This is a genomic window from Methylobacterium sp. CCH7-A2 (assembly GCF_001557075.1).
Taxonomy (GTDB): Bacteria; Pseudomonadota; Alphaproteobacteria; order Rhizobiales; family Beijerinckiaceae; genus Allobosea; species Allobosea massiliensis.
Window position 1 is genome coordinate 101,276 of sequence record NZ_LSKN01000289.1, and the last position, 17,104, is coordinate 118,379.

A 17,104-nucleotide genomic window follows, 5' to 3' on the forward strand; every position below is an offset into this window, starting at 1 on the left:
AGAGCCATGGTTTCACGTAGTCTTCCGATGCGACGCGTGGTCGTGACCGGTCTGGGCATGGTGACGCCGCTCGGCTGCGGCGTCGAGGCGACTTGGTCTCGCCTTCTCGCCGGCGCCAGCGGCGCCGGCCCCATCACCAGCTTCGACTGCAGCGATCTGCCGGCGCGGATTGCCTGCAACATCATTCGCGGCGACGGCACCGACGGCACCTTCAATCCCGATGAGTGGATGGAGCCGAAGGAGCAGCGCAAGGTCGACGATTTCATCGTCTTCGCCATGGCCGCTGCCAAGCAGGCGCTGGCCGATGCAAATTGGCAGCCCGAAAGCTACGAAGACCAGATCGCCACCGGCGTCGCGATCGGTTCCGGCATCGGCGGTCTCGGCGGCATCTACGAGGCGTCGATCCTGCTCAAGGAGCGCGGTCCCCGCCGGCTGTCCCCCTTCTTCATTCCCGGCCGCCTGAGCAATCTTGCCGCCGGCTACGTCTCGATCGAGCACGGGCTGAAAGGCCCCAACCACGCCGTCGTGACGGCCTGCTCGACCGGCGCCCATTCGATCGGCGACGCCTCGCGAATGATTGCGCTCGGCGATGCCAAGGTCATGGTCGCGGGCGGCACCGAATCGGCGATCAACCGGCTCGGCATCGCCGGCTTCTGCGCCTGCCGCGCGCTGTCCACCGGCTTCAACGAGACGCCGGAAAAAGCGTCGCGGCCCTATGACCGCGACCGCGACGGCTTCGTCATGGGCGAGGGCGCGGGCATTGTCGTGCTCGAAGAGCTCGAGCATGCGCTGGAGCGCGGTGCGCGGATCTATGCCGAGGTCATCGGCTACGGCATGTCGGGCGACGCCTATCACATCACCTCTCCGGCCGAGGACGGCGACGGCGCCTATCGTTGCATGAGTGCCGCGCTCGAGCGCGCCGGGATCGCGGCGTCCGACCTCGACTACATCAACGCCCACGGCACCTCGACGCCGCTGGGCGACGAGATCGAACTGCGCGCCGCCGAGCGCCTCCTCGCCAACGCGCCGAAGAAGCCGGCGATGTCCTCGACCAAATCGTCGACGGGCCATCTGCTCGGTGCCGCCGGCTCGGTGGAGGCGATCTTCTCGATCCTCGCCATCCGGGACCAGATCGTCCCGCCGACGATCAATCTCGACAATCCCTCCGTCGAGACCGATCTCGATCTCGTGCCCCATGTCGCGAAGCCGCGGGCGATCGACCATGTGCTGTCGAACTCGTTCGGGTTCGGCGGCACCAATGCTTCGCTGGTGATGCGGCGCTACACCGGCGACGCCTGATCGCTGCCGAAGCGCGCTTTCGCCATAATCTGCGCTAGAGTGCACGCTTCCGATGGAAGCGCGAATTCGCTTTCGCAGGCGCCGTGAATCCGGTTCAATCGCGACCGGCCGAATAGCCGTCGTCTCGGGTCCGTCTCCTGGAAGATGGGCCGGGCGTTGCCGTGACGAAGTCCCAAGTGCGAGTTCTGAGACCGTGAACGATTCGCCCCGCGTCGCCCCGAAGAGCCCCAGCGAGGCGCTGAAGCCGGTTGCGCCGCCGGCGCCGCCGCCCAAGGCGCGTCGTCGGCGGCGCAGCAGTCCGTTCGTGGCGATGATGAGCGGCCTGTTTACGGCGCTGCTCGTGCTGGGCGGACTGGTCGGGGCGGGCATCGCCGTCGTGTCGAGCCAGAGCCGTTCGCCCGGTCCCTTCGCCAGCGACCGCGTGCTCATCATCCCCAAGGATAGCGGTCTGGCCGAGATCGCGGATCTCCTGCAGCGCGAGGGCATGATCGAGCACCCCTGGGTGTTCCGCGTCTCGGCGCTGATCAGCGGCAACTGGACCAAGCTCAAGGCCGGCGAATACCTGTTCAAGGCGCGCGCCAGCCAAGCGGACATCCTCGACATCATCGCCGAGGGCAAGGTGGTCGAGCATTCGATCACCATCCCCGAGGGGCTGACCAGCGAGCAGATCGTCGCCCGCCTGCGCGAGAACGACCTGCTCAGCGGCGACATCATCCAGGTGCCGCGCGAAGGCTCCATCCTGCCCGACACCTACCGGATCCCGCGAGGCTTCGGGCGGCAGGCGATCATCGACCGCATGGCCCGCGATCAGCGTGCCGTTCTCCAGCGGATCTGGGAGCGCAAGCCCGCCGATCTGCCGATCAAGACGCCGCAGGAACTCGTCGTCCTCGCCTCGATCGTCGAGAAGGAAACCGGGCGCGCAGACGAGCGCCCGCGTGTCGCAGGCGTCTTCATCAACCGGCTGAACCGGCGCATGAAGCTGCAATCGGACCCGACCATCGTCTACGGCCTCGTGGGCGGGAAGGGGACGCTCGGCCGCTCGATCCTGCGCAGCGAGATCACCCAGCCGACGCCCTATAACACCTATGTCATCGACGGATTGCCGCCGGGGCCGATCGCCAATCCCGGTCGCGCCGCCATGGAGGCCGTGGTCAACCACTCCCGCACCAAGGAACTCTACTTCGTCGCCGATGGCAGCGGCGGTCATGCCTTCGCCGAGACGCTCGAGCAGCACAACCGCAATGTCGGGCGCTGGCGCCAGATCGAGGCGGCGCGCCGCGATCCCGGCAAGCCGCCGGCGGAAGCCTCCGTCGACAAGGTCGAACCGCCGCCATCGCCCGATACGCGCTCCGAGGCGCCGGCCACGCAGCCGAGCGAGGGGGAGGCGATCGAGACCTGGCCCGTGCCGGGCAACCGTCGTGCGGCGGCGGGGCAGCCGCAGCAGGGCACCGCGCTGGCCGGTGGCCGGGTGCGCGCCTTCGACGCGTCCGAGGGCACGCCGCGCGATCCGCTGCTGAACAAGACCTTCGATCTGAACTCGCCGAAGCAGATCCCCGCGCTGCGCCCCTGACGGCGCAGGCCGCCCGTCCGGTCCGTCCCCAGTTTCCTGACAGCCGCGCGACGGCGCGCTTGCCCCTTGCCCGGGCCGCCACTACGGTCCCGCCGCGTCAAAAAGGGCGGAGGCGGACGAAGTTGGCGATCGAGAGCATGACGGGCTTCGCCCGGGCGGCGGGGACGGTGGGCATCCATGCCTGGGCCTGGGAAATCCGCAGCGTCAATGGACGCGGCCTCGATATCCGTGTCCGTGTCCCGCCAGGGCTGGAAGTGCTGGCCGAGGCGGCGCGCAAGCGCCTGACCGGCGCCTTCGCGCGCGGCACCCTCCACGTCAACCTGCAGGTCACCAGCGATGCCGGCCCCCCACGTCCGCGCATCAACGAGGCGGCGCTGGCGGCGCTGCTCCAATCGGTCGAGCGGCTGCCAGTCTCCGCGACGGTGACACCGCCTTCCTATGACGGGCTGCTCGGCATCCGTGGCGTCGTCGAATTCGCCGAGGAGGGCGGGGATACGCTCACGGCCCTCGAAAAGCCGGTTCTCGCCGGGCTCGAAGAGGTCGCGGCCGGTCTCAAGGACGCTCGAGCCGCCGAGGGGCGGGCGCTCGAGGCCGTGCTGCGCGGCCATCTCGACGCCATCGAGCGTCTGACCAAGGACGCCGAGAGCCATCCCGCGCGCGGCGTCGACGCCATCCGCGAGCGCATCAAGACTCAGGTCGCGCTGCTGCTGGAGGCGAGCCAGGCGCTCGATCCGCAGCGCCTTCATCAGGAGGCGGCTCTGCTCGCCGTGAAGGCCGACATCCGCGAGGAGATCGACCGGCTCCACGCCCATGTCGCGGCGCTGCGCCTGCTGCTCGACCAGGGCGGGCCGATCGGCCGCAAGCTCGATTTCCTGTCGCAGGAGTTCGGCCGCGAGGCCTCGACGCTCTGCGCCAAGGCGGGCGATGCCGGTCTCTCGCGCATCGGCCTCGAACTCCGCACGGTCGTCGACCAGATGCGCGAGCAGGTTCAGAATGTGGAGTGAGTGGTGATGGCCGAAGTGGCGCGCCCGGCCCGTCGCGGGCTGATGCTGATCCTGTCCTCTCCTTCGGGTGCGGGCAAGTCGACCCTCACGCGCAATCTCAAGACCGAGAACAACCTCGATCTCTCGGTCTCGGTGACGACCCGCGCCAAGCGCCCCTCCGAGATCGACGGCGTGCATTACCGCTTCATCGACCGGCCGACCTTCGACCAGATGAAGCAGCACAACGACCTGCTCGAATGGGCCGAGGTGCACGGCAATGGCTACGGGACCCCCCGCAAGGAGGTCGAGGCCTCGCTGGCGGCCGGCCGGGACGTGCTCTTCGATATCGACTGGCAGGGCACGCAGCAGATCGTCGCGAAGGCGCGGGCGGACGTCGTGACGATCTTCATCCTGCCGCCTTCCATGGCCGAGCTGCGCTCGCGGCTGGTGCGCCGGGCCGAGGATGCGCCCGATGTCATCGCCAAGCGCCTCGGCAACGCCCGCGACGAGATCGCCCGCTGGAACAAATACGACTACGTGATCATCAATGACGATCTGCAGGCAGCCTATGAATCGGTGAAGGCGATCCTCACCGCCGAGCGCCTGAAGCGCGAGCGCGCCACCGGCCTCTCGGAGTTCGTCAACGGCCTTCTGTCGGAACAGCTGCCCTGAGCCTCGACGTCAGAGTCGTGGTGCCAGGGTTTGCGCCAGACGCACGAAGCCGCTGACCGGCACCTCTTCGGCCCGGGCCGTCGGCACGAGCCCGGCCTCCTCGATCCAGTCCCCAGGGTCGGGCAGCACCGCTTTCAGGCTCTGGCGCAGCATCTTGCGACGTTGGCCAAAGGCCGCGAGCGTGATCCGCTCAAGCAGCCGGCGGTCGCAGGGCTCTGGACTGGCCCGCGGCACCAGCTGCACGATGGCTGAGGTGATCTTGGGCGGTGGCACGAAGGCGCTCCGCGGCACATCGAACAGAATCTTCGTCTCGCAGCGCCAATTGCAGAGCACGGCCAGGCGGCCATAGTCGGCGCGCTGCTCCGGTGTGGCGACGATCCGTTCGGCGACCTCGCGCTGGAACATCAGCGTCAGCGAGGTCCACCAGGGCGGCCAGGCCTCGGAGCTGAGCCAGCCGACGAGCAGCGGCGTGCCGATGTTGTAGGGCAGGTTGGCGACGATCCGTGCCGGGCCGCCGCCGAGCCGCTCCGACAGATCGACGGCGAGCGCATCGCCATCCACCACTTCGAGCCGGCCTGGATAATGCGCGCCGATCTGCTCCAGCGCGGGCAGGCAGCGTCGGTCGCGTTCGATCGCGATGACGCGGCCCGCACCCGCCGCCAGCAGGGCCCGCGTCAGCCCGCCTGGGCCGGGGCCGATCTCGACGACGGTCTCACCCTCCAGCGGTCCGGCGGAGCGGGCGATCCGCGAGGTCAGATTGAGGTCGTAGAGGAAGTTCTGGCCGAGCGACTTCTGCGCCATCAGGCCATGGCGCTCGACGACCTCGCGCAGCGGCGGCAGGGTGTCGATCTGGCTCATCCGACGACCTGCTCCTGCGCGGCCATGCGCGCCGCCAGCCGCAGCGCCGCGATCAGGCTGTCGGGTCGGGCAATGCCTTTGCCGGCGATGTCGAAGGCCGTGCCGTGGTCGGGCGAGGTTCGGATGAAGGGCAGGCCGAGGGTGACGTTGACGCCCTCGTCGAAGGCGATGGTCTTGATCGGGATCAGCGCCTGATCGTGATACATCGCCAAGGCGCAGTCATAGCCGGCCCGCGCTCGGGCATGGAACATCGTGTCGGCCGGGTAGGGGCCGCTGGCGTCGATGCCCTCGGCGCGTAGGGCCTCGATCGCGGGCCGGACCACCGTATCGTCCTCGTTCCCGAGCGCGCCCGATTCCCCGGCATGGGGGTTGAGCCCGCTGAGGGCCAGGCGCGGTCGCTCGACGCCGAAGCTGCGCCGCAGGCCCGCAGCGACGATGCGTCCGGTGCGGACGATCAGCTCCGTCGTCAGCAGCTCCGGCACCCGCCGCAGCGGCACATGGATGGTGACCGGCACGACGGCCAGCTCCTCGCACCACAGCATCATCACCGGGAGCGGCGTCTCGCCGCCATCGCTGGCCAGATGCGCTAGGAACTCGGTGTGACCCGGATGGGCGAAGCCGGCCGCGTAGAGCACGGATTTGGCGATCGGGTTGGTGACGACGGCGCTCGCCCGTTTTTCCCGCACGGCCGCCACCGCGCCGGTGATCGCCGCGATCGTACCGGGAGCACTGGCCGGGTCGGGCCGTCCCGGTTCGACGGCCGGTCCGGGCGCGAGCGGGACCACCGGAAATGCCTCGACGAATACGGAGGAGACCTCCTCCCAGGCGCAGGCGGCCAGCGGCACGTCGAGGCCGAGGCGCCGGGCGAGCTTGGCGAGGTGGTCGATGTCGGCGAGGCAGACGAAAGCGGGCAGCGCCAGCTCGCTCCGGCGGAGCCAGGCGAGCAGCGCGAGCTCCGGCCCGATGCCAGCCGGATCACCTTGGGTGAGGGCGAGGGGCGCGGCAGGCGCGAGGGGCATGGGGCGTGTCTCCCGCCTGCTGCGCGGCGCTGGGACCCGAGTCGCTCAGCGGCTGGAGGTCACGCCGTCGCCGACCGTGGAGCCGTCGAGATTCTGCGAATAGCTGAGTTCGCCCAGCGTGCGCAGCTCGAGGCGGAACATCACGGTGCGCGTATCCTTGGTCGCGCCGCTCTGGCGGTCGGCATAGCTCTGCGAGTAGCTGACGTCGAAGACGGTGCACTCGTCGGTGTAGTTGATGCCGAACGAGGTCGAGGCCGTCTGAAGCAGCCGCGAATCGATATAGCGCGGCTGTGTGACTGTCGAGGGCGATGCCGCCCAGGTCGTGAACTGGGAGATCCGAACCTCGCGGTCGTATTTGTACTTGTCGAGGTCGAACAGGACGCCGGCGCGCAAGCGCCAGTTCGGGGTCACGAGCACCGAGCCGTTGAGCGAGAGGCCCTCGCGACGGCGGAAGATACCGAGATCAGGCTGAGGCTCGTAGCGGCCATAGCCCACCGAGGTGGTCACGACGCTGGTGGCGTAAGTCGCCGCCGCATCGATGCGCTGCGCCTCATAGGTGGTGGCATTCAGCCGCGCCGCGCCGGTGAAGAAAAGACCGGTCATCGGCGAGACCTGAGCCCGCGCGACGATATCGGAGGTATTGGTCTCCAGTCCCGAATTCAGCCCCGTATTGACAAGGTCGCCGGTCGCGAAAGAGTTGCGCCCCGCGAGGTGATACGACTGGCCGAGCAGCAGATTGGCGAAGGCGTCCTTGCCGAAGCGCCCGGTGTAGAGGGCACCGACATTGGCGCGCGTGCCGCCCTCGACGCGGTCGTAGCCGGAGAACTTGCCACTCCACTCGAACAGATTGTTGGCATCGAACACGAGGCTCTGGGCATCCTCGTTGGCGACGCGCAGGCTGCTGGTCTCGTTCGGCCGCGCCACGATCTGTGCCACGGGCTCGATAATGTGCGTGCCCCAGGACGTCTTGGCGACGAAGGGGTAGCGATACATCAGGCCGATTGCCGGCATGGCGCGCCCGAACACCTCGTCGGACGTGTCGACGATGGTGCGCACATTGGCGTTCGCATAGCTCGTCGTGTTCGGATTGACCGAGAAGATATCGGCCCTGACTGAGGCATAGGGGGTCCAGACCTGGCCGATGGAATCGATGACGTTGCGGCGCCAGGACAGTTCCGCGGTGGCGCGGGCGACATTGCCCGCCAGCCCGCGGACGAGACAGGTGTTCTTCTGATAGACGGCGCAGCCGTCATAGAGCGAATAGCCGACGCCGGTCGTCGTCGTGCCGCTGATCAGATAGTTCGTCTGCCGCGGCAGCTGCGAGAACGCCGCCGCCTCGCGCGTCAGATGCGTGACATTAGCGTTGAGCGTGATCTCGCCGCCGAGGAAGCTCGGCTTGTGGATGCGCTTGTTGTAGTCGATCACCGGCAGCACGACGGGCTGCTGCTTTTGCCAGTCGGTCGAGGTCAGCGGCTGGAAATAATAGCCGCGCATGTCAAACCAGCCCGTGGCGGTCTGGCCGTTGAGGTAGGCGGTCGAGATCGATTCCTGCAGATAGGTCGTCGAGCTGACGGCCTCGTTGAGGATGCGGTAGTTCTTGTAGAACCAGCGATCGGTCGACATCGCCGCGTTCCAGCCGAAGGTCCAGCGCGGGTTGATGAAGAACTTGCCGTTGGTCTGGATCGAGCCGCGGAACTCGTCGTCACCGGCGCCCAGCGGCGCGGCGAGGAACGCCTCCTTCTCCTGCTGGAAGATGCCGGAGGCCCGGATCGTGTAGGACCCGTTCATCAGGCGATGGCGCCACTCAACCTGGCCGAGCAGGCCCTGCCGGCTCAGATAGGTCGGTGTGACGGTCAGGTCGTAGTTCGGCGCCAAGTTGAGGAAATAGGGCAAGCCGACGCCGTAGCCGAGCGGCCCGGTGTTGAGGAACTTCGGCGACAGGAAGCCGGACTTCCGCTTCACCGTCGAGTCGGGGCCCGACATATACGGGATGTAGGCGAGCGGCACGCCGGCGAATTCGAGCCGGGCATCCTCGTAGTAAATCGTCTGCTCGGCCTTCTTATGGATGATCCGGGCCGAACGGACCTGCCAGAGCGGTGGCCGCTCGGGGTTGTCCTTACAGGGCTCGCAGGCGGTGTAGATGCCCTTCTCGAAGATGAAGGTCTCGCCGTCGGTGCGCTCGGCGCGCGGCGCCGTAAAGCGCGTCCGGTCGGGGTTCACCACCCGCAGCGAGTCGATGAAGCCGTCGCGGAAATCGTCGGTGAGGTTGAAACGCTCGCCGGTGATGACGGTCCCGTTGGCCTCGGTGATCCGGGCATTGCCAACGGCGATGACGCGCTTCGACGCCTGGTCGTAGGTCACCTTGTCGGCTTCGATCGTGCGGCCCTGATACAGGATCTGCACGTCGCCGACCGCCGAGACGGTCTTCTTGTCGTTGTCGTAGACGAGTTCGCGCGCGTCGACGACCATGCGGTCCTGCGGCTTGGCGGCCGCCGGAGCCTGGGCGAAAGCCGTCCCCGCCAGGGCGAAGACTGAGGCAAGGCTCGAAACCAGGGCGGTCGCCGCGGCAAATCGAGCCATGCGTTTCACGCCGGGAACCATACGCTCAATCCTAAATTAACCATAGGCACAGTACGATTCACCCGTCTTCCTGATGCAGGAGGGCGAGAGCGCCCAGCATCGCACCGATCGCTGCGGGCAGCCAGGCTGCGACCACAGGATTGACGATACCGGACGAGCCCAGCTCCTCCGACAGCTGCGTCGCAACATACAGCACGAAGCCGGCCGCGACGCCAGCTATCACCAGTTTGGTCACACCACCAAAGCGGAAAAATCTTAAGGAAACGGATGCTGCCACGAGCACCATCGCCACCAGCAGCAGCGGCCGCGCCAGCAGCGACTGGTAGCGCAGTTCGTACCGCGTCGTGTCGAGGCCAGCCCGCTGCGTGCGCTCGATCACGCTGGGCATCGCCCAGAAGCCGACGGCCTCGGGCGGTGTGAAACTCTGCCGCATCTGCTCGGGCTCCAGCGTGGTGGCGAGCAGATAGGTCTTGTAGCTCTGTGGCTCTTCCATGGCCGAGACGACACGGGCGTCGGTGAGCTCCCAGTAGCCCGGATGGAGCACGGCCTGACGTGCATCGACCCGCTCGCTGAAACCGCCGCCCGGCGAGAAGCTGAAGATCGCCACATTGGCGAGGCCGTTGCCCTCGGGAAGGGAGCCGGCGGCCCGGATGATCGCCTGGCCGTCGATGCTGCGTTGCCGCAGCCAGATCTCGGGCGAATTGCTGGTCGCGGCCCCGCGCACGAAGAGCCGAGTCTCGAGCGCCGTCGCCTTGCGCTTCAGCTCGGCCGCGACGGGGTTGTAGATCAGGATCGAAACCAGCCCGATTGCTCCTGCGACCACGGCCGCCGGCTGCAGAAACTGCCAGGCCGAGACGCCGACCGAGCGGGCGACGACGAGTTCGAGCTTCCGGCTCAGCGTCAGCAGCGCGAACATGCCACCGAAGAGCACGGCGAAGGGGAAGATCTGTTCGGCGACGCTCGGCACGCGGAACAGGGCGAGCTGCACGATCAGCGGCGTGGTCGCGGCCGGAGAATCGCCGGCGCGACGCATCAGTTCTACGAAATCGAGTGTGCCGATCAGGAAGAAGAAGGTCCCGAACACCCCCAGGATGGAGCGCGTGAACTGCTTCGTGAGATAGCGGCCGAAAGTGGTGACGAGCAGCATCAGGCGCGCCTGAAACGGGCCGTCAGCCCTGCTAGGGGCAGCATCAGCGGGGCCGTCGCCCGCGCCAGCAGCGGCCGGACCGTCTGGCCGTGCAGAATGACCGCAGATGCGAGCGCGATCGCCCCGATCGGCAGAATGTAGAGCATGGCAGCGGCCAGCGGCGAGCGCACACTGGCGGTCCAGGCCATATAGGCCCCGATGCGCGTCGCCGCGACGATCAGGATGGCCGACTGGATCGCGAAGGCGCGGCCCTGGCGCGTGGTTCTCGCTTCTCCGATACAGGCGAATGCGATCAGCATGAAGGCCAGCGGATAGAGCGGCGCCGACAGCCGGTTATGCAATTCGGCCCGGAAGCGGCCCGCTTGCAGCTTGTAATAGGGCTCGTTCGGATCCTGGTTCAGCAGCTGCCAGGTCGTACGCTCGCGCGGCTTGTAGATCGCCTTGTCGCCGTCGCCTTCGCCGGCCCCTCCGGTCGGATCGCCGGACAGTGCCGAGAGATTGAGCGCATAGCGCTCGAAGGAGATGATCGAACTCGTATCCGTCCGTTTCGTCTCGCGCTGGATCGTGCCCTTCTCCAGCATCAGGAAGCTGTTGCCATCGACCTCGACGGTGCGCCCGCGCTCGGCGATGTAGATCGAGGGCTGGTTCGGGTCGCGCCGGTCCTGCATGAAGATGCCGACCAGCGCGTCGCCTGAGCGTTCGCGGTAGTGGAACGTCACGCCAGAATCGAGCGCGACGAACTGGCCCTCCTTGACGACATTGGCGACGAAATCGGCGCGGATCAGCGTGATCAGGTCGCGAAGCATGCGAAAGCCGGCGGGCATGACCGACAGTGTCATCCACCCGACCAGCAGCGAGGTCGCGATGGTCAGCACAATGAACGGCCGCGTCAGGCGCTGCGGCGCGACGCCGGCCGCGTTCATCACGATGAGTTCAGAATCGCTGTTCAGCCGGTTCAGCGTGTAGAGCGTCGCCATGAACAGGGCGACGGGCGCGATACCGGCGATCAGCGCCGGGAGCGATAGCAGTGTGACCGTGAAGAAGATCAGAACGGTCTGACCCTTGCCGGTGATGAGATCGACCTCCCGCAGCGCCTGCGTGACCCAGATCACGCTGGTCAGGCCGATCAGCAGCACGATGGCCGCGATCGTCGCCATCTTCAGGATGTAGCGGTCGAGACGCTGCAGCAGCACGCTTGTCGTTCCGGTGGGGCGGCGCGGGACGAAAATCCGCGTCGGTGTTCGCGCCGAACAACCCTATGGTATAGGCGCAATCAAGGCGCAAACAGGAATCGTTTGCGGCAGCCGCGTTTCGCCCGTTCCACGCCCCATCGCAAGATCGTGAGTCTCCTCATGTCGCAACGCCTGAAGCTCGAGAGCAAAGCCCTCGGCGAGATCACGGGTCAGGATCTCGTCATCCTGCTGTCGGACACGCTCGCTGTGCCGGCTGAGGCTGACGAATGGATCGATGCCGAGACGAAGGCCCTGCTGGCGCGCGCCGCCAAGGCCGAGCGCTTCGAGGGCAAGGCCTATGGCGCTCTGAACCTTCTCGCGCCCGAAGGCGCGGGCTTCGAACGGCTGATCGCCGTCGGGGTCGGGCCCGAGGCCGATCGCGATACGCTCGACTTCGTGAAGCTCGGAGGCGCCATCGCCGGCCGGCTCGGCCGCGGTCGCAGCGCCGATGTGGTGCTCGCCTTGCCGGAGGGCGAAATCTCGTCCCGGCAGGCCGCCGACATCGCGCTCGGCCTGCGCCTGCGCGCCTATGCCTTCGATCGCTACAAGACGAAGACGCGCAAGCCCGAGGACGCCGAGCCGCTGGCGGTGACTCTTCGGCTGCCAGACCCCGCCGCCGCAAAAAAGGCGATGAAGGTGGCCGAGGCGCTGGCAGGCGGCGTCGAGATCGCGCGCGACCTCGTCAACGAGCCGCCCAACGTCCTTTATCCCGAAGAGTTCGCCGACCGGGCGTCGAAACTCGCCAAGCTCGGCGTCGAGATCGAGATTCTCGATGAGAAGCAGCTCAAGAAGATCGGCATGCGTGCGCTGCTCGGCGTCGGCCAGGGCTCGCGGCGCGAGAGCCGCGTGGCGATCATGCGGTGGAACGGCGCCAAGGAGAGCGTCCAGCCGGTCGCCTTCGTCGGCAAAGGCGTGACCTTCGACACCGGCGGCATTTCGCTGAAGCCCGGCGCCGGCATGGAGGACATGAAGGGCGATATGGCCGGCGCGGCCTGCGTCGTCGGTCTGATGCATGCGCTCGCCGCGCGCAAGGCCAAGGTCAACGCGATCGGCGTGATCGGCCTCGTCGAGAACATGCCGGACGGCAACGCGCAGCGGCCTGGCGACATCGTCACCTCGCTATCGGGCCAGACCATCGAGATCATCAATACCGATGCCGAAGGCCGCCTCGTGCTGGCGGACGTGCTCTGGTACACGCAGGAGCGCTTCAAGCCGCGCTTCATGATCAATCTCGCGACGCTGACAGGCGCGATTATGGTGGCGCTGGCGCAGGAGCATGCCGGCCTCTTCACCAACAGCGACGAACTGGCGGAGCGGCTTTCGGCCGCGGGCAAGGCGACCGGCGAGACGGTCTGGCGCATGCCGCTCGGCAAGGCCTACGACAAGATGATCGATTCGAAGTTCGCCGACATGAAGAACTCGGCCGGACGCCATGGCGGCTCGATCACGGCCGCCCAGTTCCTGCAGCGCCATGTCAATGACACGCCCTGGGCGCATCTCGACATCGCCGGCACCGGCATGGGCGCCAAGGACAGCGAGATCAACCGCTCCTGGGGGCCGGGCTGGGGCGTGCGCCTGCTCGACAGGCTGGTGGCGGAGCATTACGAGGGCTGATTCGATTTGGCAGCCTCGCCGCTCAACCCATTGTCGCGCAAAGGCTCCTGATGGCCGAGATCCTGTTCTTCCATCTCCAGTCGCGGCCGCTCGAACAGGTGCTGCCGACGGTGCTGGAGCGCGCTCTGGCGCGGGGGCAGAAGGTCGTCGTCCAGCTCTCCAGCCAGGAGCGGCTGGGCGTCGTCGACGATCATCTCTGGACCTATGCCGATGACAGCTTCCTGCCACATGTCACGGCGATGGAAGCCGATGCCGCCGCCAATCCGGTCGTGCTGACAACGCTCGACCACAATCCCAACGCGGCTCAGGTCCGCATCTGCGCCGAAGGGGTCCGCATTCCCGACGCAATGGGCGATTATGAGCGTATCGTTCTGGTATTCGATGGTGACGATCACGACGCGCTGACCGCGGCGCGCGAGGATTGGAGAAAGGCCAAGGCTTCGGGCCATGCCGCCAGCTACTGGCAGCAGGACGAGACCGGCCGCTGGGAGAAGAAAGCGTGAGACTGTCCGTATTGCTGCTCTGTGCCGCCACGCTCGGCGGCTGCTCCGTCGACATGGGCGGCTTCGCCTTCACCTCGGAGACCCGCGAGGGCCGCTCCGGCCCGGTAACCACCACCACGACCAGCAGCATCACGGCCCGCGCCTCGACGCAGGAGGCGATGCTGACGCCCGAGGGCGAGTGTAGCGCCGGCGTCTCGCTCGACCCCTCGACCCGCCCGCTGCCGCCCGCGATCGCCGAGGGCATCACCGAATGCGAGCTGGTGAAGATCAAGGGCACCAAGCCGACCGACGTGCTGATCGGCGACAGCGGCAAGGGCCAGCGTGAGGTCCAGGTGCTCTATTCCGAGCCCGGCGGCCGCGAGATCTACCTCTTCACCGACAACCGCCTCAGCCGGATCGTCAGGCCGGGGCAGGGGTGAGACGGGGCGAAGGCCGGAACGTCTCCTGAGCCTGCCCGCCGATTCGTCGTCCCTCGAACAGCCAGGAGCCGGTCATGGCCGAGCGTTTCGAACGTCATCGCCAGCCCTGGACGGGCGAGGAACTCGACAAGCTGAAGACGCTCGCCAAAAAGGGCATGGCGCTGAAGGCGATCTCGAAAGCGCTGACCCGCAGCGAGGAATCGATCAAGGACCGCGCCAAGCTCGACGGAATCGGGATCGCGAAGTTGCGATAGGAGCGCCTGGCGCGCACTCGAGCTTCAGGACGAGCGCCGAACGCGAAGCGCATCGGTCAAAGCCGTCGGTTGCAGCCGCAACGTCGCGAGGCCTATCACCTCCGCAAACCGGCATTCGCTGCGTCGCCTCCGACCAGAAGGTGGCTGATGGTCGCTGGCACGGGAAAGCCATAGCCATCGCCGGGGTCCAGCCACCGCAATCGGCCTGATCGGTGGTAGTCGCTCGTGTAGATGTCGGTGCCGATCGCCTGCATCGCCAGCAACAGTGCCTGCGTGGCGTCGACTCCGTAACCGGCCCCCGTATAGGGCCCGTCCGGCCAATCGATCCGATAGAGGCAGGACCAATCGCGGTCACCTTGTACGGGGAGATCGATAGAGATCGGGATCTCGATATTGCCCCGGGCCGACGAATAATGAAGGATCCTCTCGAGGATTTTCATATGGCCACTCAATAGTTGAACGGCGGAATCGGCTGGCGAGCCAGACAAGACGCGTAGCGCTGATAGGCCTGCTCATAGCACGATCGGAGCCCCACCATCCGGCATTGGAAGATGTCTCGATCGAGCTGAGCTTCACAAACGGCACGCAAGCCACGGTTTGTCGCGGCAATGAGCGATTGCAGCGGGTTGCCGTCTGATCCAGGGCCAACAGAAGGTTCTCCCGACGTCCATTGTCCCGCATCGGGACCTCCTGCTGGAACGCGCGGCTGGTCCGGGTTGAAGCCGTCTTTGGCGATGAGTCCGCAGAGACGATCGAATGCCGCCATCATGCGGTCGCCCGCAAGTCGTGAGGCCAGTCCGAGATCGCGCCCACAACCGATCAGCCGACGATTCGAGGCCGCTCTTATTTTCTGCATGGTCTGACTCCGAAAGGAACCCGACCTCGGAATACATCAGCTTGCACCACGCGGGGATAAATCGGCGACTGGCTACGCGCTCTCCAACTCCGCGCTCAGCTCCAGCCACTCTTCCTCCGCGGCCTCCAACGCCGCGGCGAGGTCGGCGCGCTGGCGTGACAGCGTCAGCGCCTTTTCCGGATCGCGGGCGAAGGCCGCGCCATTGCCGAGCACGCCGTCGACCTTCTCGATCAGCCCGGTGAGCTTGGCGATCTTGGCCTCTGTCAGGTTGAGCTTCTGGCGCAGCGGCCCCTGCGCCATGCGCTTCGTCGCCGCCCCCTTGCGTTCCTCGGTCTTGGGCTTGGCGCCCGACGCCTCGGCCGCCTTTTCGCGCCGAGCCGCCTTGCCGGCACCGAGCACCAGCGCACGGTAATCCTCCATGTCGCCGTCGAAATTCTTCACCGTCCCGTCGCCGACGATCCAGAGCCGGTCGGCGCAGGATTCGATCAGGAATCGGTCGTGGCTGACCAGGATCACCGCGCCGGGATAGTCGTTGATGGCGTTGACCAGCGCCGTGCGGCTGTCGATGTCGAGATGGTTGGTGGGCTCGTCGAGGATCAGCAGATGCGGCCCCGCGAAGGCCGCCAGCCCCAGCATCAGCCGCGCCTTCTCGCCACCCGAGAGGTTCTTCACCGGCGTGTCGGCCTTGGAGGCGGGAAAGCCGATCTGCGCCGCCTTGGAGCGGACCTTCGCCTCCGGCGCGTCCGGCATCAGCTCGCGCAGATGCCCGACCGGCGTGTCCTCCATGCGCAGTTCGTCGAGCTGGTGCTGGGCGAAATAGGCCGTCTCCAGCTTGGCCGACTTGCGCATCGTCCCCGACAGCGGTGCGAGCCGCCCGCCGATCAGCTTGCAGAAGGTCGATTTGCCATTGCCGTTCGAGCCGAGCAAGGCGATCCGGTCGTCCGGCAGCAGCGTCAGGTTCAGCTTCGAGAGCACCTTGCGCTCGCCATAGCCGGCGCTGGCGTCGTCGAGCACGATCATCGGCGGCGCCAGCGGCCGCTCGGGACCGGGCAGGCTGAAGGGCTGGACGTCGCGGTCGACGATCGTCGCGATCGTCTCCATCTTCTCCAGCCGCTTGACGCGGGATTGCGCCTGGCGCGCCTTGGTCGCCTTCGCCTTGAAGCGGTCGACGAAGGCCTGGAGATGCTTGCGCTCGGCGTCCTGCTTCTCCTTCGCCTTGGCGAGCTGCATCTGCTTTTCGGCGCGCTGCTTGGCGAAGGAGGTATAGCCACCGCGATAGATCGTCAGCTTGCCCTGGTCGAGATGCAGGATGTGGTCGACGCAGGTGTCGAGCAGCTCGCGGTCATGGCTGACGACCAGCACGGTGTGCGGATAGCGCTCGAGATAGTCGTAGAGCCAGAGCGTGCCCTCGAGGTCGAGATAGTTGGTCGGCTCGTCGAGCAGCAGCAGGTCGGGCTGCGAGAACAGCACGGCGGCGAGCGCCACCCGCATCCGCCACCCGCCGGAGAAGTCGGAGCAGGGGCGCTGCTGCGCCGCTTCGTCGAAGCCGAGGCCATAGAGCACGGTCGCGGCCCGCGCCGGGGCCGAATGCGCGTCGATATCAGCCAGGCGCGTGCCGATCTCGGCGATGCGGTGCGGATCGGTGGCGGTCTCGGATTCGGCTAGCAGGGCGGCTCGCTCCGTATCGGCGGCGAGCACCACCTCGATCAGCGACTCCGGCCCGCCCGGCGCCTCCTGCGCGACCCCGCCGATGCGGCGGCCCTTGGGCAGGCTGATGCTGCCGCCCTCGGGCGAGAGATCGCCCGTGATCATCCGGAAGAGGGTGGTCTTGCCGGTGCCGTTGCGACCGACGAGCCCGACACGCGATCGGTCCGGCAGCGAGGCGCTGGCGTGGTCGAGCAGCAGTCGCTCGCCGAGACGATAGGTGATGTCGTTGATCGTGAGCATGCCCGGCTTGTGGCGCGAAGGTCAGGCGAAGGCAATCACGAAAACGTTGGGGCTGCGGCAGCCACGGTTCCGCCATCTTCCCGCCACGAGCCCGCAGGGTGATGGAGTCACGAAAGGTAAAGCGAAGTCTGTCGATTCGCGGAGGAGGTTT

The 17,104-nt window shown here is 67.1% G+C and carries 16 protein-coding genes; 8 read left to right on the plus strand and 8 right to left on the minus strand.

Translation table 11 applies throughout. The features are described from left to right. Positions 1–27: 27 nt before the first annotated feature. From fabF to gmk, 4 genes are all read left to right on the plus strand, one after another. Positions 28–1,299 (plus strand): beta-ketoacyl-ACP synthase II, encoded by a 1,272-nt coding sequence (gene fabF, locus AX750_RS21740; protein ID WP_066724875.1) that lies wholly within the window; start codon positions 28–30, stop codon positions 1,297–1,299. Between the two features lie 193 nt (positions 1,300–1,492). Beyond that, entirely contained in the window at positions 1,493–2,869 is a 1,377-nt protein-coding gene (gene mltG, locus AX750_RS21745; RefSeq protein WP_245282483.1) for an endolytic transglycosylase MltG, read from the plus strand. A gap of 122 nt (positions 2,870–2,991) precedes the next feature. After that, positions 2,992–3,873 (plus strand): YicC/YloC family endoribonuclease, encoded by an 882-nt coding sequence (locus AX750_RS21750; protein ID WP_066724877.1) that lies wholly within the window; start codon positions 2,992–2,994, stop codon positions 3,871–3,873. Positions 3,874–3,879: 6 nt separating this feature from the next. Continuing rightward, positions 3,880–4,524 carry a guanylate kinase gene (gmk, locus tag AX750_RS21755; RefSeq protein ID WP_066724880.1) on the plus strand — a complete coding sequence of 215 codons (645 nt, stop codon included), beginning with the start codon at positions 3,880–3,882 and terminating at the stop codon, positions 4,522–4,524. 9 nt (positions 4,525–4,533) lie between these two features. On the opposite strand, the gene rsmA is transcribed toward gmk, so the two are convergent. Genes rsmA through lptF form a run of 5 tightly spaced genes read right to left on the minus strand, consistent with a single transcriptional unit; the run spans position 4,534 to position 11,321 of the window. Continuing rightward, complete coding sequence (rsmA, locus tag AX750_RS21760; protein WP_066724882.1) at positions 4,534–5,382, minus strand: 16S rRNA (adenine(1518)-N(6)/adenine(1519)-N(6))-dimethyltransferase RsmA; 849 nt, start codon at positions 5,380–5,382, stop codon at positions 4,534–4,536. Further along, on the minus strand, positions 5,379–6,401 hold the full coding sequence (gene pdxA / locus AX750_RS21765; RefSeq protein WP_066724885.1) for a 4-hydroxythreonine-4-phosphate dehydrogenase PdxA: 1,023 nt from the start codon (positions 6,399–6,401) through the stop codon (positions 5,379–5,381). The genes rsmA and pdxA overlap by 4 nt, the downstream gene beginning before the upstream one ends. Before the next feature lie 45 nt (positions 6,402–6,446). Next, positions 6,447–8,981, minus strand: coding sequence for an LPS-assembly protein LptD (locus AX750_RS21770; RefSeq protein ID WP_197426706.1), 2,535 nt, complete (start codon positions 8,979–8,981; stop codon positions 6,447–6,449). A gap of 58 nt (positions 8,982–9,039) precedes the next feature. Continuing rightward, positions 9,040–10,128 (minus strand): LPS export ABC transporter permease LptG, encoded by a 1,089-nt coding sequence (gene lptG, locus AX750_RS21775; RefSeq protein WP_066724891.1) that lies wholly within the window; start codon positions 10,126–10,128, stop codon positions 9,040–9,042. Then, positions 10,128–11,321, minus strand: a complete 1,194-nt coding sequence (gene lptF, locus AX750_RS21780) for an LPS export ABC transporter permease LptF (RefSeq protein WP_245282484.1) — start codon at positions 11,319–11,321, stop codon at positions 10,128–10,130. The genes lptG and lptF overlap by 1 nt, the downstream gene beginning before the upstream one ends. 159 nt (positions 11,322–11,480) lie before the next feature. Between lptF and AX750_RS21785 the strand changes: the two genes are divergently transcribed. The 4 genes from AX750_RS21785 to AX750_RS21800 all read left to right on the plus strand — a co-directional run bounded on the left by AX750_RS21785 (position 11,481) and on the right by AX750_RS21800 (position 14,150). After that, on the plus strand, positions 11,481–12,974 hold the full coding sequence (locus AX750_RS21785) for a leucyl aminopeptidase (protein WP_066725010.1): 1,494 nt from the start codon (positions 11,481–11,483) through the stop codon (positions 12,972–12,974). Positions 12,975–13,024: 50 nt separating this feature from the next. Then, entirely contained in the window at positions 13,025–13,477 is a 453-nt protein-coding gene (locus tag AX750_RS21790) for a DNA polymerase III subunit chi (protein ID WP_066724893.1), read from the plus strand. Then, positions 13,474–13,896: a hypothetical protein gene (locus tag AX750_RS27000; protein ID WP_245282485.1), complete on the plus strand. Its 423-nt coding sequence runs from the start codon at positions 13,474–13,476 to the stop codon at positions 13,894–13,896. Before AX750_RS21790 ends, AX750_RS27000 begins: the two co-directional genes overlap by 4 nt. 74 nt (positions 13,897–13,970) lie before the next feature. Next, on the plus strand, positions 13,971–14,150 hold the full coding sequence (locus AX750_RS21800; protein WP_066724901.1) for a hypothetical protein: 180 nt from the start codon (positions 13,971–13,973) through the stop codon (positions 14,148–14,150). Between the two features lie 95 nt (positions 14,151–14,245). On the opposite strand, the gene AX750_RS21805 is transcribed toward AX750_RS21800, so the two are convergent. The 3 genes from AX750_RS21805 to AX750_RS21810 form a co-directional block, all read right to left on the minus strand. Beyond that, complete coding sequence (locus tag AX750_RS21805) at positions 14,246–14,590, minus strand: hypothetical protein (RefSeq protein ID WP_066724903.1); 345 nt, start codon at positions 14,588–14,590, stop codon at positions 14,246–14,248. A gap of 8 nt (positions 14,591–14,598) precedes the next feature. Beyond that, positions 14,599–15,006 (minus strand): hypothetical protein, encoded by a 408-nt coding sequence (locus AX750_RS26290; RefSeq protein ID WP_156446656.1) that lies wholly within the window; start codon positions 15,004–15,006, stop codon positions 14,599–14,601. Between the two features lie 72 nt (positions 15,007–15,078). Continuing rightward, positions 15,079–16,953 (minus strand): ABC-F family ATP-binding cassette domain-containing protein, encoded by a 1,875-nt coding sequence (locus AX750_RS21810; protein ID WP_066724904.1) that lies wholly within the window; start codon positions 16,951–16,953, stop codon positions 15,079–15,081. Positions 16,954–17,104: the final 151 nt, after the last annotated feature.